16 protein-coding genes are annotated in these 14,038 nt (G+C 56.1%); 11 read left to right on the top strand and 5 right to left on the bottom strand.

Annotated features, from left to right (window positions below; all coding sequences use genetic code 11):
- Positions 1-92: 92 nt before the first annotated feature.
- The 6 genes from VFE46_07095 to VFE46_07070 all read left to right on the top strand — a co-directional run bounded on the left by VFE46_07095 (position 93) and on the right by VFE46_07070 (position 4,304).
- Complete coding sequence (locus tag VFE46_07095; protein ID HZZ27760.1) at positions 93-284, top strand: YezD family protein; 192 nt, start codon at positions 93-95, stop codon at positions 282-284.
- Between the two features lie 411 nt (positions 285-695).
- Entirely contained in the window at positions 696-1,187 is a 492-nt protein-coding gene (locus VFE46_07090; GenBank protein HZZ27759.1) for a hypothetical protein, read from the top strand.
- A gap of 61 nt (positions 1,188-1,248) precedes the next feature.
- A complete protein-coding gene (locus VFE46_07085) occupies positions 1,249-2,328 on the top strand; it encodes a DUF1559 domain-containing protein (protein ID HZZ27758.1) in 1,080 nt (359 codons plus the stop codon).
- 124 nt (positions 2,329-2,452) lie between these two features.
- Entirely contained in the window at positions 2,453-3,052 is a 600-nt protein-coding gene (locus VFE46_07080; GenBank protein HZZ27757.1) for an ATP-binding protein, read from the top strand.
- A 102-nt stretch (positions 3,053-3,154) separates the two neighbouring features.
- The gene (locus tag VFE46_07075; protein ID HZZ27756.1) at positions 3,155-3,571 is read left to right on the top strand and encodes a hypothetical protein; all 417 of its coding nucleotides are present in this window, start codon (positions 3,155-3,157) and stop codon (positions 3,569-3,571) included.
- Positions 3,572-4,082: 511 nt separating this feature from the next.
- Complete coding sequence (locus tag VFE46_07070) at positions 4,083-4,304, top strand: hypothetical protein (GenBank protein HZZ27755.1); 222 nt, start codon at positions 4,083-4,085, stop codon at positions 4,302-4,304.
- Between the two features lie 100 nt (positions 4,305-4,404).
- On the opposite strand, the gene VFE46_07065 is transcribed toward VFE46_07070, so the two are convergent.
- Positions 4,405-4,743: a P-II family nitrogen regulator gene (locus VFE46_07065; protein HZZ27754.1), complete on the bottom strand. Its 339-nt coding sequence runs from the start codon at positions 4,741-4,743 to the stop codon at positions 4,405-4,407.
- A gap of 253 nt (positions 4,744-4,996) precedes the next feature.
- Complete coding sequence (locus VFE46_07060; protein HZZ27753.1) at positions 4,997-6,091, bottom strand: DUF1570 domain-containing protein; 1,095 nt, start codon at positions 6,089-6,091, stop codon at positions 4,997-4,999.
- Between the two features lie 188 nt (positions 6,092-6,279).
- On the opposite strand from VFE46_07060, the gene VFE46_07055 reads away from it, so the two are divergent.
- Both VFE46_07055 and VFE46_07050 read left to right on the top strand, forming a co-directional pair.
- Positions 6,280-7,389, top strand: coding sequence for a hypothetical protein (locus VFE46_07055; protein HZZ27752.1), 1,110 nt, complete (start codon positions 6,280-6,282; stop codon positions 7,387-7,389).
- Between the two features lie 46 nt (positions 7,390-7,435).
- Positions 7,436-8,488, top strand: coding sequence for a peptidylprolyl isomerase (locus VFE46_07050; protein ID HZZ27751.1), 1,053 nt, complete (start codon positions 7,436-7,438; stop codon positions 8,486-8,488).
- An 11-nt stretch (positions 8,489-8,499) separates the two neighbouring features.
- Here the strand turns inward: VFE46_07050 and VFE46_07045 are convergent, their stop codons facing one another.
- Complete coding sequence (locus VFE46_07045; GenBank protein ID HZZ27750.1) at positions 8,500-9,090, bottom strand: hypothetical protein; 591 nt, start codon at positions 9,088-9,090, stop codon at positions 8,500-8,502.
- A gap of 113 nt (positions 9,091-9,203) precedes the next feature.
- On the opposite strand from VFE46_07045, the gene mutY reads away from it, so the two are divergent.
- A complete protein-coding gene (gene mutY / locus VFE46_07040) occupies positions 9,204-10,421 on the top strand; it encodes an A/G-specific adenine glycosylase (protein ID HZZ27749.1) in 1,218 nt (405 codons plus the stop codon).
- On the opposite strand, the gene trpC is transcribed toward mutY, so the two are convergent.
- Both trpC and purH read right to left on the bottom strand, forming a co-directional pair.
- On the bottom strand, positions 10,418-11,197 hold the full coding sequence (gene trpC, locus VFE46_07035; protein ID HZZ27748.1) for an indole-3-glycerol phosphate synthase TrpC: 780 nt from the start codon (positions 11,195-11,197) through the stop codon (positions 10,418-10,420). The genes mutY and trpC overlap by 4 nt on opposite strands.
- Positions 11,198-11,362: 165 nt before the next feature.
- Entirely contained in the window at positions 11,363-13,000 is a 1,638-nt protein-coding gene (purH, locus tag VFE46_07030; GenBank protein HZZ27747.1) for a bifunctional phosphoribosylaminoimidazolecarboxamide formyltransferase/IMP cyclohydrolase, read from the bottom strand.
- A 205-nt stretch (positions 13,001-13,205) separates the two neighbouring features.
- Here purH and VFE46_07025 point away from each other — a divergent pair, with 205 nt between their 5' ends.
- On the top strand, positions 13,206-13,757 hold the full coding sequence (locus VFE46_07025) for a redoxin domain-containing protein (GenBank protein ID HZZ27746.1): 552 nt from the start codon (positions 13,206-13,208) through the stop codon (positions 13,755-13,757).
- A 31-nt stretch (positions 13,758-13,788) separates the two neighbouring features.
- The coding region (locus VFE46_07020) for a transposase (GenBank protein ID HZZ27745.1) at positions 13,789-14,038 on the top strand (250 nt) is incomplete at its 3' end.

Genomic DNA, 14,038 nt, shown 5'->3' with positions numbered 1-14,038 from the left:
GTTCATTCCCGATTATGTGATCTAAGCAATGTGTTTTCCGAAACCTGCACAAAAACCATGGGTACCAGAACGTGCGTAAAGGATTACCCGTTATGTCGAATCCAACCTCGCCGCAGGGCGAATTAAATCCCGCGCCCGCCACGAATCATGCCAGTGCCATGGAATTGGCGATGGAGCAAATTCGAGATGCCCTGCGCGGATTGCGGTTCGGCGTGGTTTCCATCGTGGTGCAAGACGGCGTGGTGGTGCAGATTGAACGAACTGAAAAACGGAGACTGCGTTGAATCAGCGGCATTGGCATAGAGTTTGCATTTAAACGTGGCCGCCACAAAACCAGAATATTTCACGGACTCAGTTCCGCGAACCAAATTAAAACTATCGGCTCTTAGGGAAGGCCCACTCACACGTATGAGAGGCTTGGAAAACATCTTGATCGGCGTCGCTCACTGGCCAGCCAGAGGCGCGTTTCAAAAGGCACAGGGAAACGTGCGGCTAGCCATGAATCTTACCTGTTGTTGACGCCCATTCTGTTGTAACCACCGGTGCTGGCAGGCAGGAAATTATCGCTAGCACTCGCGGTTGGTTCTGAACAACCGTTCGTGCGGCTGCTACTGCGGACGTGTTCGATTCGCAATTCGCCACAGGAAATTTTCGACGTATTTCAAAGATCACTAACTTGATAAGGGAGCTTCAAAATGTTTCGCGTGTTCAAGGGGCAGAGGAATCGATTACCCGCTGATTGGAAGTGGAATGCCGCCGTGGGACTGTTCGCGGCAGCGCTGTCTTTGGCCGCGGCAGGTTGCGGCTCCAGCAAACCGGAGGGCTTGCTGACAGTGTATCCCGCTGAGGGCAAAGTCAGCTTCAAAGGGGCGGTGCCGCAAGGCGCTTATGTGGCGCTGCATCCCAAAACGAATTTCAAAGCCCCCAACGGCCAGGCGGTAGTGCCCACCGCGCAGGTGCAGCCCGATGGAACCTTTGCACTCAGCAGCTATGGCGCCGACGACGGCGCGCCGGAAGGTGAATATGTGCTGACCGCCGAGTGGCACAAAACGGTGAAGGGCGCAGGTGGCGATCCCGTGCTCGGCCCAAATTTGCTCCCGCCGCAGTACAGCAAGCCGGCCACTTCGCCACTGAAAGTTACCATCGTGGCGGGCAAAAACGAACTGCCGCCGATTGTTTTGAAGTGAGTTCATTCATTCCCGGAAACATTCCCGTTCGACAAAAACTTTTTGCCTTGGAGACCCAATCGTGAACACCATTCATCCCTCTCGAAACCGCGTCGGTTTTACACTCGTCGAATTATTGGTGGTGATTGCCATCATTGGCATTTTGATTGCCTTATTGCTCCCCGCGGTTCAGGCCGCGCGCGAAGCGGCCCGGCGCACGCAGTGCTCCAATGTGTTCAAGCAACTGGGGCTGGCCGTGTTGAATTACGAAAGCGCTAAAAAGCAATTGCCCGACAGCACACGTCCCGGCGGCTCGACCACAGCGCCGCGTATTTCCGGCTTCACGTTAATTTTGCCGTTCCTGGAAGAAGCCCAGCTGTACCAGCAGTACGATTTCACCATTAACTGGGATGCCATCAACGGCGCCGGTGGAGCGAATTTGTCGATCACCAAAACGGTATTGCCGGCCTTGCTGTGCCCCTCTGATCCACTGGATGCGAACCGGCTCGACGGCGATCCGCAAGTTCCCGATGCCTCCGGCCACGCGGTGTGGACCCCGGAAGTAGCCGTAACCGATTACGCTCCGGTGATTGGCGTGCATCCGGATTTGGGCGATGGCACCACAGTGGCTTCGCCTTCGGGCCGACCGGCCAAAAATCTTGTCGACCAGGCGACCATCAGTTGGGATTCGGTGAATAAAAGCGCCAACAGCGGTTTGATGCGCAAAAACGCCACCTGCAAATTGAAAGACGCGCTCGATGGCTTGTCGCATACCATCATGTATGCGGAGTCTGCCGGCCGACCCAACATTTTTCGTAACGGCGTGCAAGCTCCAGGCGATGTGCTGGCGGTGCATCAAAACGGCGGCGGCTGGTCACGCGCTGCTACCGACATCACGTTGCATGGCTCGTTGTACGATGGCTCGCAATTGAATGGTCCTTGCTCGTTGAATTGCACCAACGGTGAGAATTATCCCACCTACAACGTCGCCCCGTACTTCTCGGAAGGAACGTCGGAAATTTATTCGTTTCATCCCAGCGGCGCTCACTTTTTATTGGGTGACGGCTCCGTGCACTTTCTGAGCGACAAAATCAACATCCGCCAGTTGGCGCGGTTGATTGCCCGGGCCGACGGCTTGGAAATTTCGGGTGTTGATTTTTAGAACCACGCGCGATCAGAACCAAATGATTGCACGTTCCAGCCGGCGTCTGTGGACGATCCGCCTTGCCACAGACGCCGGCCTTGTCAGAGATTGATTTATGAGACGTTTGACAGGAAATCATCGTATGTCTCACTTTTCTAAAGCTCAACATTGGGATGTTCCGGCGGCGTTTGCTTGGGACGAAGCGCTGGATCACATGGAACTGCGCTTTACCTTGCATAACGATCCCGCCTTGATTCGCTCGCTGGTGATTTATTTGCAGGAGCGCGCGGCCGCCTTCAATTTGTGCGAAGGCACGCTGGAAAAGCACGTGGGCATTGCGCTGGAAGAGGCGCTACTCAACGCTTTTTATTACGGCTGCTTGGAGTTAACTTCCGAGCAAGTACGGCAAGCCAAAGCCGAAATTCGTCGGTGTGGTTCTGCCTTCTCGATCTCACAGCGACAAAAAACGACGCCCTATTGCCAGCGTTGCATTCACGTGCGGGCTACGCTTAGCACGGCCCAGGCGGAATTTGTAATTCGCGACGAAGGCCCCGGCTTCGATTACTCGGTTTGCACGCCGCTGGTGATCGACGATGGAGAACTATCTCGTCCAACCGGCCGTGGTTTGCTGCTGATGTATTCGTTCATGGACGAAGTGCGCTTCAACGTAGCGGGCAATGAAGTGAGCATGGTGCTGCACGCCGGTCATGGTCGAGGTGATACACAGCTCGACGCCGATTGAACGACGAAGGCGTCGGCAAACCGCGCCGCATCATTTCCAGCTACAGTTCTTCTCGGACAAAAAAAGCCCAGGGGCCGTAACCCCTGGGCTGTGACATGCGCGGTGGAAATTTGCATCCAAATTTCCGATGGCTTGTCTGGCTTAGCAAGTGCCGCAGCAAACCGGCGTGCCGTTAAAGCACACGTAGCAGCAGCAGCCGCTGTCGCAGCATTTGGAGCAGCATTCGCAGCAAGCTTGCAGCGTATTGCAGCATTGCTTGTCGCCGCTGATGCAGCTAATGCAGCAACCATCGGCGGTGTACTCGCACTTGCAATGGCAATTGGCAAACGTGCATTGGCAGCACTGAATGCCGTTTTGCGTGCAGCAGCAACTGCAGCAGCCGTCGCACAGCATGCGACACAGGTTTTGCAGCGTGGCGCTGGAAAGCTCATCTTCGCAGCGGCAATGGATTTTGAAGCCGCCTGTGCATTTTTCAAATTCGACCTTGCACCGCGGCACCACGCACCAATTGCCGGCTGATGGTCCGGCGGCCGGGAAACCCGTAGGTTGCCACGACTGAGCCGGACCGGAAGCGGTCGGCGCACCAGCGGAAAATCGTTCCATCAAGACTGCACTGGACATGAAAAACTCCTTTCTGCAGGCCAGGCGTCACGCTTGGGCAACGTGCCGCAAACGCCGCGAACCACAAACTGTTCGCATTCGTGCCTGGCCCTACCAAGGGCGCGCTTCTGGCGGGTCCAGTGAGCCGCGCCCGAAAATTCGTAAAACCCTCCCGGTCCACGGGTCAGCGATACGCCCAACAATATAGAACGCCGGCGAAAAATTCGACAAGACAAGTTTTTCGGTTTGGGCAAATCTTGTCGAGTCGGCAAACGCTACCAATCGACCGTTTTACTCGGCGCGACCCAACCCTTTTCGCCGCCGCATTGAAAAAACTCGATAATCACTAAGACGGTCAAGTTGATAATGCTTGCAAGCTGATTACGCTAGCAGATGTGGGAATCATTTCATTTGACAGGGAAATGGCAGCATGAAAATGACCAAACATATGCGACGTTTTTCGATGCCGCCGCCAGGATTTACGGTGGCCAATCATGGAGGTTTGGCGGCTGCCAAGAAGTCATCGCCCCCAGTGCAAACTGCCCCCCTCGCCACGCTCGCGCAAATTTATGCTAGCGCGCGCGAGCAAGCCTTGGCTACCGTGCAACGTCGTCAATGGGATGCGTTGTGCGATCGGTTGTTTAATTCGTAAGACGTTCGATTCGCGCAAAAAATAAAAGCCCATGGATTGCGGTCCCTGGGCTTTGTCGTTGAGGTAGCTGTGGGTAGCGATGTGCTGCTGGGCAGCTTGCTCAGATGGCTGCGGCCGCAGTTTCTCCGGTGCGAATCCGCACGACTTCGTCCAGCGAGCTGACGAAAATTTTTCCGTCGCCCACCTGGCCCGTCCGGGCGGCTGCCACAATGGTGTCGACCACGCCTTGCGCATCTTTGTCGTCGACCACAACTTCCAGCTTCACCTTGGGCAGAAAATCGACCGCGTACTCCGCGCCACGGTAAGTTTCGGTGTGTCCTTTCTGACGACCGAAGCCGCGCACCTCGGTAACGGTCATTCCCTGCACGCCTTTGCCGTGAAGCGCGTCTTTGACTTCTTCCAATTTGAAATGGCGAATTACTGCCTCAATTTTTTTCACGGCCGCAGTTCCTTAGAGAATTTTTGGAGGATGGTTTGCAAACGTGCCAGACAGCTTCCGTCGTTGATGTTCGTGGGTCGATTGGTCGTGAAGTTCCCAAACCGTCGCAAGTCTGATTTACAACCCGCGCAACTTAAGAAACTTTAACGCAATTGAACGTTGTCCAACAGGGGCATTGCCGCAAGTCGCTGTGATGTCGCGGTTTGGAACAGTCGTCCGTCCACGGATTCGGCTGTCTGTAGAGCTAGAGCAACTATTTCAATTCGTTGATGAACCGTAAAAAGTGGGCATCCAACAGCGCGAAGTTCTCCCCGAAGATATCGGTGAAATCTTTCAGCCGCTGGGCGCCGGTATATTGCGTAAATGCCGGACGGGAGGCCGTCTTTTGCAAATATCGGGCATATTCGCGCGGCATTTCTTCCACCAGGAAAAACGTAAAAGCCCAGGCTTGAGCGTACGCGCGAATGGTGTCGGATTCGAACTCGCGATCGGAGTTAATCATTTCGGTTAGCGAATCGGGCTTACGCTTGCCCAACAGCGCCTTGAAATCGTGCAAACGGCCGCGGTTGATCCGATCAGCCTGATTCGGATAGGTGCGGGAATCGGCCACGCCCCGCGCTTCAAACATCGTGCCCAAGCCCTCGGCCACCCACCGCGGCGGCGGCGACCAGCGGCTGTGAATGCCGGTGTTGAAGGCAGTTTGGTGCGACGCCTCGTGCACTGCCGTGGCGTAATTTTCCTGCCACTGCGCATTGCTAGCGCGGCCATTGCCAATGTCGAACAGGGCCACACGGTTGGTATAGGGGGAATAATAACCGAGCAAGCCGGCGCCGGCCGGCACGGTGTCTTTGGCCGCGTAATGACGAAAATCGTCCTGCGTGGGAAACACAATCGCCACCAGCGGAAATTGCGGCGTGCTAAGCGTGAATCCGCGAACCGTAAAATACATCACGCACGAGCGGTACAGCTCTTCAAAGCGATCGGCCCATTGGGTTTGCCCTTTCGGATGCACTACCAGAAAGTGAGCTGTGCTGCTGACTTCGAATTGCGGAAATTCGCGCTCCAACATTCCCCGCAGCAAATTTTGCGTATACGGCAAAAAGCTATCGCTCGTTTTGTGGAAGTTTTGAGCATCGCCCGGGGCGAATTCGGCCAGCGCCCCGTCACGCTCCAGCAGAAACACTTTCGCTGGCGACCAAGCCAGCGGCATGCCTTCCACCGGTTCCCCGTGCACAAGGGCGTCCATGGTTATGGGCGTGGGATTGGAGGCGGCCAGTGCCGGGCGATTGGCTCCCAGCGCAAAACCGGCTCCAACCAGGACGAAACGAATTATTTTTCGATAAATCATGGAATCATCGCCATTTCAAATGGAAAAGCGGCACCATAAAAGTTTAGGGCGCAATCACACGGTCGGTTGACCGTTGCCGCTAAGTACTTCCGGCCGCTAGAACCGCCCTCGACCACGGTCTAAAATGAAATAGTCTGCGGTGCGAAACGTTCTTCTGGGTTGGGTTATCGCTGCACGAAGGGGTGGCTGTGATCGCTTTATTTCTGGCACTGATTGCAGCGGCTACGGAAACCGCTGCTCCCGCGAGTGATGCCGCGGCCGGGCGCCAAGCGGCGGCGGAAAATGTCGCCGCCACGGTGTCGCTTTCCGGCCTGCTGACCCTGGACGACGTGTGCGCAGAAATCGAACGGCAAACCGGCAACAAAATTACCGACTACCGCGGCCACGTCAGCCAAAACATCACCAACCCGCAGTTCAAGTTGGAAATTAAAAACGCTCCGTTTTGGCAGGCGGTCGATGCGCTGTTGGATTCCACGAAGATGACCGTCTATCACTACTCGGGCAAGGACGGCTTGGCGATTGTCAATCGGGCCGGCGACGAATTGCCGCGCAGCGGTCGCGCCACTTATGTGGGGCCGTTGCGGTTGGAAGTCACGCGGATTATTGCCCAGCGACAGCCCGCCTTGAAAACATCCGGTTTGTTGCAATTGAATTTGGCCATTGCCTGGGAGCCGCGGCTGGAGCCGCTGATGATTGTGCAGCCGCTGACGCAAATTCAGGCGATCGACGATCAAGGCCACGCGCTGAAATTTGACCGCGAAGAAGCCACCTTGGAAGCGCCCATCGAAGGGGGCGGCACCGGCGTGGGACTCGTGTTTTCATTTGTCCCTCCGCCGCGCAGCGTGAATGCCATCGCTTCGCTAAAAGGCACGTTAAACGTATCGCTGCCGGGAAAAGTGGAAGCGTTTGAATTCGACAAGCTGGTCGATGCCGCCGGGCCGCGCGTCAAGCCGGTGGAGCAAAAAAAAGGCGCGACCGCTGTATCGCTCGATCAAGTGCGCAAAAACAATGAAATTTGGGAAGTGCTCACGCGAATTCGCTTTGACGAAGCTTCTTCCCCTTCCGACGCACAACACAATTGGATTTTTCAAAACGAAGTGTACCTGTTGGGGCCCGATCACAATCGGATCGATCATGCCGGCTTTCACACGACGGAAAGAACTGGCAACGAAATCGGCGTAATTTATCAATTCGAGTTGCCCGGCGGCATGGAAGGCTGCACATTTGTGTATAGAAGCCCAACTTCCCTGCATTTGCTGCCCGTGGAATACGAGCTCAAGAATTTGCAATTACCATAAAGCTAGGAATCGCCAGACTCAAAGCAAACGAATTAGGTCCATAAATATGAACCGTACGGCTTTCATTCTCACAGTGATTTTTCTCACCGCCGCCCGCGGACTGGGCCAAGGGCTGCCAGGCCCGCCGCCTCCTGATTTGCCGTCGAACGAAGCGAAACCGCAGGCGCAAATTTCGGCCGAAGATGCAGCGAAGGGAATTGTGGCGCGTGTGAACGGCACGCCAATTTATCAAGGCGAAATCCAACGCGCGGCAACCGAATTGTCGCGCAACCAGAAAATTGGAGCCGCCGCGCTGCCGACGGTGGAGGCGACCATTTTACGGACGCTCATCGAGCGCGTGCTTGTCCAGCAATTTCTTAAAACGCAAAAAATATCCAGCACGGAGGCGGAGATCAATTCCTACCTCGATCGGTTTCAGGCTCAACTGAAGCAACAAAACCTCACCCTGGACGATTTTTTGGCGCGCACTAACCAAACCGACGCTACTTTGCGCGCCGGCTTGGTTTATGAATTGGGCTGGAAGAAGTTCGTGGAGAAAAACGCAACCGACGAAAACTTGCAAGAAATGTTCAAAAGATACCACGAGCAATTCGACGGCACCCAGCGCCGGGTCAGCCACATTCTGCTGCGGCCCGATGGCGTGCCCAACGAAGCGGTTCTTAAAGCCTTGGTGGAGCAGGCCAATCAATTGCGCGACGACATCACGTCCGACAAAATTACATTTGAAGCCGCCGCCGAAAAATACTCGGCCGGTCCCAGCCGTAGCCACAGCGGTGATTTGGGCTTCATTCCCGTGAAAGGCGTCATGGCGGAGCCTTTCTCGCAGGCCGCCTTCACTTTGAAGCCCGGCGACATCAGCCAGCCCGTCGTCACCATTTTCGGCGTGCATTTAATCAAGGTGACCGACATCAAGCCCGGAAAAAAAACCTGGCAGGATGTGCGTGATCAACTGCAGCCCGCTTTTGCCGAGTACCTGCACGCCAAAATTGTGAAAGACGGGTTCGATAATGCGGTCATCGAATATGCCGCGGGCGTGCCGCACTTCAAAAAGAACTCGAACGAATTGGAAGTCAGCGAAAGCGCACCCAATTTGCCGTGAGGAAGCACCGCTCATGGGTCGCGGCAGGGGCCCGCAACATTCAGCCCGGCGCGCAATTGCAAAGGATCGCTGGAGTCCAATTGCAACAACCGATCGATCACTTCCCGAGCCATGCGCCGCTGTCCCATTTTCATCAGGCACAGGGCCGCTCCCCGGCCGGCTTCAAAAAATGCCTGATTGGCCGCATGCCGAAACGGCAAACTCGGGGTTTGGCCGGCGCCCGGCAACGCCGCCAAGCAAAGTTGATATGCATAACCGTAATGCCCGCGCGCCAAGCGCACGTCGTTTGCCGCCAGAGCCAAATCACCTAAGAGCTTATGCGCGTCGACAAAATCGTGGCAGTCCGACAACAGCCAGCGCAGTTCGTCTTGGGCGATTTCATTTTCACCGGCCGCCAGCATTTGCTGTACTTCGTCCAAGTCGTCGCGCCGGGCAAGGGCACATCGCGGATGCACCAGTTCCCAAGTGCCGTCGGCGGTTTTCGCAACTTTCAACGACGAGACACGCGGCGGCTTGCTGCGGGGTTCGTTTTTACGTGCAGAAGCATTGCCCGGCAGATTGCCGTTGCCGCTTGTCTTGCGAGATGATTTTCGCCGAGCCACATTAGTCCTGGAATGCGGTGTTGCATGCGGTACAATTCGATCTTTGCAGCGTAAACTACTTTAGGCGGTTCGTCCACCGAGAGCATGCCGTTGCCCCTCGATTCGTTTAATTCATGCCCTTTAGCGCACAAAAAACAACAACGGATTGTGCATCATCGCCCACTTGGCGGCAAAATGCGCGTCGCCGCTTGTTGCAGTGGTATCGGCAAAATGCGCGTGATTTGCCCTGGCGGCGGACGGTCGATCCGTACGCCATTTGGGTCAGCGAAATCATGCTGCAACAAACTCAGGTGGCCACGGTCGAGGGCTACTTCTCTCGATTTTTGACTTCCTTTCCCAGCGTGGCAGCCTTGGCCGCGGCCGAGGAAACCACGGTGTTGCGGTTGTGGGAAGGGCTGGGCTACTACCGTCGTGCGCGGCAAATGCACGCCGCAGCAAAAATTGTGGTTGCACAGCACAGCGGGAAATTTCCCAGCAATATGCACGCACTATGGCAACTTCCTGGCATTGGCCGCTACACGGCGGGGGCGATTTTATCGATTGCCTTCGATCAGTCCGCGCCTATTTTGGAAGCCAACACCGTTCGCTTGTTGTGCCGGCTACTGGCCTTTCGCGGTGATCCTCACAGCACAATCGGACAACAGCTACTGTGGCAAGCGGCGGAAAATTTTTTGACAAAGCGCGGCAGCGGTGAATTGAATCAAGCGCTGATGGAATTGGGCAGCCTGATTTGCACGCCGCGGGAACCAAAGTGCGATGAATGCCCTTTACGCGCGCTGTGCCCCACTTGGCACGGCCGCTGGCAGGCGGAAATTCCCGCTCCGCGCCGTCAGCCCGTGGTGGAAAATGTGCAAGAAGCCGCCGTCGTCATCGTTCGCCGCGGCAAAATTTTATTGCGCAAGTGCGGTTCCGCCGAACGCTGGGCCGGCCTGTGGGATTTCCCGCGGTTCCTGCTTCCGCGGCCAGCAAACCGCCAAAAAACTATAAAACCGAGACTGCCCGTCGCGCCGCACCGGAGGGCAGAAATTATCGACCACGTGTGGCAAATGACGAACGTGAAAATCACTCAGCCCAAATATATTGTCACGCTGCGGCATAGCGTCACACGGTTTCGCATCACACTAGAATGCTTTATTGCCCAGTGTGATCGAGCCGGCAAGTTGCGATCTTCACGCAAATCGACCGCTGGGCAAGGTGAACTGCAGTGGATTGAACCGGCGGCATTGAACGACTACCCGCTGAGTGTCACCGGCCGCAAACTCGCGCGGCTGATCCAAGAACATGGCATTGGCAAGAACCGCCGCACGAAACGGGTTGTCGCCTGCGATTAGCGCCCCAGCAGCGCGTCCACTGCGGTGCCAATGTTGGAATTGGCCATCAGCGTTTCGCCTACCAGAATGGCGTTCACGCCCGCTGCTTCCAACTGCTGCACGTCGGCCCGAGTGCGAATTCCGCTTTCGGCCACCAGCAGGCATTCCTCGGGCACTTGCTCGCGGAGCCGCAAGGTATGCTGCAAATCGACTTTGAAGGTGTTCAAATCGCGATTGTTGATGCCGATTAACGTCGCCCCGGCCTCCAGCACGCGCGGCAAATTCGCCGGCTCGTACAACTCCACCAGCGGCGTCAGGCCCAACGCAATCGCTTCATTGTGCAAAGCGCGCAAATTACAATCGTCCAAACATTCGGCAATCAGTAGTACGGCATCGGCTCCGGCGGCCCGGGCTTCGTACAGTTGATATTTATCCAGAATAAAATCTTTTCGCAACAGCGGCAACTTCACTGTCGCGCGAATGTCGCGCAGATATTCCAGTCGGCCTTGAAAAAACGGCTCGTCGGTCAGCACGCTCAAACAGGCTGCACCATGTTGCTCGTAAATCTGAGCGATCTTCACCGGATCAAAATCGGCTCGAATGATTCCGGCGCTGGGGCTGGCTTTTTTCACTTCGGCAATCAGTTTGATCGGCCCGGGGGCGGCCAGCGCGGCGAAAAAATCTTTCGGCGGCGGCGCCTTTTCCGCGGCAGCCCGAACTTCCGCTTCGGGCTGGTCCGCTTTGGCCGCTTCTATTTCGCGCCGCTTGCTGGCAATAATTTTGTCGAGGATGGACATCAATCAAATTGACCACAGAGACACGGAGGCACAGAGAAGCAATGTACAAAGTTAGGAATAGAATTTATGAATTCAGCGAGGGGATACACGTCATGTCAAATCCTACATTCTACTTTCAACATCCTAAATCGATTTCCTGCTCCGTGTCTCCGTGGTGAAAACCGGCTAGTGCTTGAAATGTCTGCGGCCGGTGAAAATCATCGGAATCGTCGCCGAGTCGCACGCGGAAATCGATTCCTCATCTCGCTTGCTCCCTCCAGGCTGAATTACCGCTCGCACTCCCGCGGCGGTTGCTAGTTCAATTCCATCCGCAAAAGGAAAAAAGGCGTCGGAGGCCAGCACTGCGCCATTGGCTCGGTTCCCCGCCTTACGAACGGCAATTTCCACAGCATCGACGCGGCTCATTTGTCCGGCCCCAACTCCTACGATCATTTCATCGCTGACCAGCACGATCGCATTGGATTTGACATGCCGCACCAGTGCCCAGGCGAACCTCATATCAACAACTTGGTCGGCCGTCGGATGGCGCTTGGTGACAATCTTCCATTCCGACTCCGGATCGGCCCCCATGTCTGCGTCATGCACTAAAAATCCTCCATCGATCGCCCGAAACTGTCGCCGATCGACCGGCGCGTCCAGCGAACCCACTTGCAGTAGCCGCACGTTGGCCTTCCACTTGGGCTTGGTGGTGAGAATTTCCAATCCGGCCGGCTCAAATTCCGGCGCCACAATTGCTTCGATAAATCGATCCGGAGCAGCCAACACTTCCGCCGTGGCGGTATCCAGCGGCCGGTTCAATCCCACCACGCCGCCAAACGCGCTTACCGGATCGCCGTCGAGAGCCTGTTTCATGGCCGTGGCAAGCGTGCCGGCCGTGGCTGCTCCGCAGGGATTATTATGTTTGATGACGACCGCCGCCGGTTCGGCCAACGAACGGACAATGGCCAGCGCCGAATCCAAATCGAGCAAATTGTTGTACGATAGTTCTTTTCCGTTTAACTGCCGCGCCGAAACCAAATTCGCTCCGGCCGCACGGCCTTCCGTCCCAGATTTTAGTGCGTACAGTGCCCCTTGCTGGTGCGGATTTTCGCCGTAACGCAGCACTTCGCGCCGCTGCAGGTTGAGATGGATGGTCGGCGGGAATGTTTCAGCACCCTCACCCCGGCCCTCTCCCAGAGGGAGAGGGGCACTATTGGTCGCACGACCAAAATGATTACCCGAAAAGTAATCGGCAATTGCCCGATCGTATCGGGCAACCATTTCAAACGCCTCGGCCGCCAATTTGCGCCGCAGCTCCAGCGAAGTGCCCCCTTGTTGGGAAATTTGATCGAGAATTGTCGCGTATTGTTCGGTCGAAGTGGCGACGGCGGTAAAGGCATGGTTTTTCGCAGCGCCGCGAATGAGTGTTGGCCCGCCAATGTCGATATTCTCAATCGCTTCGTCATCGGTCACGTCCGCTTTGGCGATGGTGGCTTCAAACGGATACAAATTCACGACGACCAGCTCAAACGGCACAATGCCGTGCTGCTGCATTGCGGCGCGATCGTCCTCCCGATTGTGCCGGCACAAAATGCCGCCGTGGACTTTGGGATGCAACGTTTTAATGCGGCCATCCATCATTTCGGGAAAGCCCGTGTAGGCCGAAATTTCGCGCACCTCCAAGCCCGCCTGTTCCAGATGTTTTCGAGAGCCGCCGGACGCGAACAATTCCACGCCATGGGCGGCCAGTCCGCGGGCAAATTCGGCCAGCCCGAGCTTATCGCTCACACTAATCAGAGCGTGCGTAATTGGAATGATGTTCATAAGCTGTTGGTGTCTTGTGTCTGGGAGTGTGGTATTTGGTCGATTGTCAACGCACCGCATAACAAAATCACTAGACGACCAGGCCCCAGGCGACCAAATTCTAGTTATAGATTCTCATCGCTCGGCGTGATAGGTTGTAGATCTACAAGCCGCGTGAGGGCCGCGTTCTAAACCCACCAAATTTCCGCCTCGGAGGAGTCCCGCCATGAAAATTTCGACAGTTCTTATGATTGCAATGTTCACGATGTCCGGCATGATTGGTTCGCTCACCGCCGCCGAATTGAAAGTGGGCGACCCCGCGCCCGATTTTGAATTGAAGGGCTCCGACGGCCAGTTGCACCACCTGGGCGATTACAAAGGCAAGCAGGCGGTGGTGTTGGCCTGGTTTCCCGCGGCGTTCACGTCCGGCTGCACCATCGAGTGCAAATCGATGAAGGAAGATGGAGAAGCGATTCGCAAATTTGACGCGGTTTATTTCACGGCCAGCGTCGATCCTTATGAAGGCGACAAGGGAAACAAAGCTTTTGCCGAATCGCTGGGCGCCGACTATCCGATTCTGAGCGATCCGGAAGGGAAAGTTGCCAACGACTACGGCGTGCTCAAAGGCAATCGGGCCCAGCGCTGGACGTTTTATATTGGCAAGGACGGAAAGATTCTGGCGATCGATAAAGACGTGAACTCGAAGCTCCGTGGCGGCCACTACGGCAACAACGTAGCCGACAAGCTCAAAGACCTGGGCGTGCCGGAGAAAAGGTAGGCTGCCGGTGGAACTGCCTCTGCATTGATTACTGTGGACGTTAATCGAGCCTGTATTACCGCCGCCCAAGAAGCGGCGGCGGCGTTTTCCGGGCCGCAAGCCGGTGGAAAACCGGGCGGCGTTGTCAGCCATCCTGTTCATTCTCAGGACGGGTATTCCATGGGAATTGTTGCCGCAAGAATTAGGCTGGGGCAGCGGCATGACCGCTTGGCGGCGATTGGCGGCTTGGCAACGGCGGGGTGTGTGGCGGAAAATCCACGAGCTCTTGCTGGCGCATTTGC

Source organism: Pirellulales bacterium, assembly GCA_035656635.1.
GTDB lineage: Bacteria > Planctomycetota > Planctomycetia > Pirellulales > JADZDJ01 > DATJYL01.
The sequence above is the reverse complement of the archived record's forward strand: the minus strand, read 5'-3'. Positions and strand labels throughout refer to the sequence as shown.

What these genes read in the sequence shown, in the direction of transcription:
- VFE46_07095 (HZZ27760.1), top strand. Translation starts at nt 93, where the DNA reads ATGTCGAATCCAACCTCGCCGCAGGGCGAATTAAATCCCGCGCCCGCC.
- VFE46_07090 (HZZ27759.1), top strand. Translation starts at nt 696, where the DNA reads ATGTTTCGCGTGTTCAAGGGGCAGAGGAATCGATTACCCGCTGATTGG.
- VFE46_07080 (HZZ27757.1), top strand. Translation starts at nt 2,453, where the DNA reads ATGTCTCACTTTTCTAAAGCTCAACATTGGGATGTTCCGGCGGCGTTT.
- VFE46_07070 (HZZ27755.1), top strand. Translation starts at nt 4,083, where the DNA reads ATGAAAATGACCAAACATATGCGACGTTTTTCGATGCCGCCGCCAGGA.
- VFE46_07060 (HZZ27753.1), bottom strand. Translation starts at nt 6,091, where the DNA reads ATGATTTATCGAAAAATAATTCGTTTCGTCCTGGTTGGAGCCGGTTTT.
- VFE46_07050 (HZZ27751.1), top strand. Translation starts at nt 7,436, where the DNA reads ATGAACCGTACGGCTTTCATTCTCACAGTGATTTTTCTCACCGCCGCC.
- mutY (HZZ27749.1), top strand. Translation starts at nt 9,204, where the DNA reads ATGCCCTTTAGCGCACAAAAAACAACAACGGATTGTGCATCATCGCCC.
- trpC (HZZ27748.1), bottom strand. Translation starts at nt 11,197, where the DNA reads ATGTCCATCCTCGACAAAATTATTGCCAGCAAGCGGCGCGAAATAGAA.
- purH (HZZ27747.1), bottom strand. Translation starts at nt 13,000, where the DNA reads ATGAACATCATTCCAATTACGCACGCTCTGATTAGTGTGAGCGATAAG.
- VFE46_07025 (HZZ27746.1), top strand. Translation starts at nt 13,206, where the DNA reads ATGAAAATTTCGACAGTTCTTATGATTGCAATGTTCACGATGTCCGGC.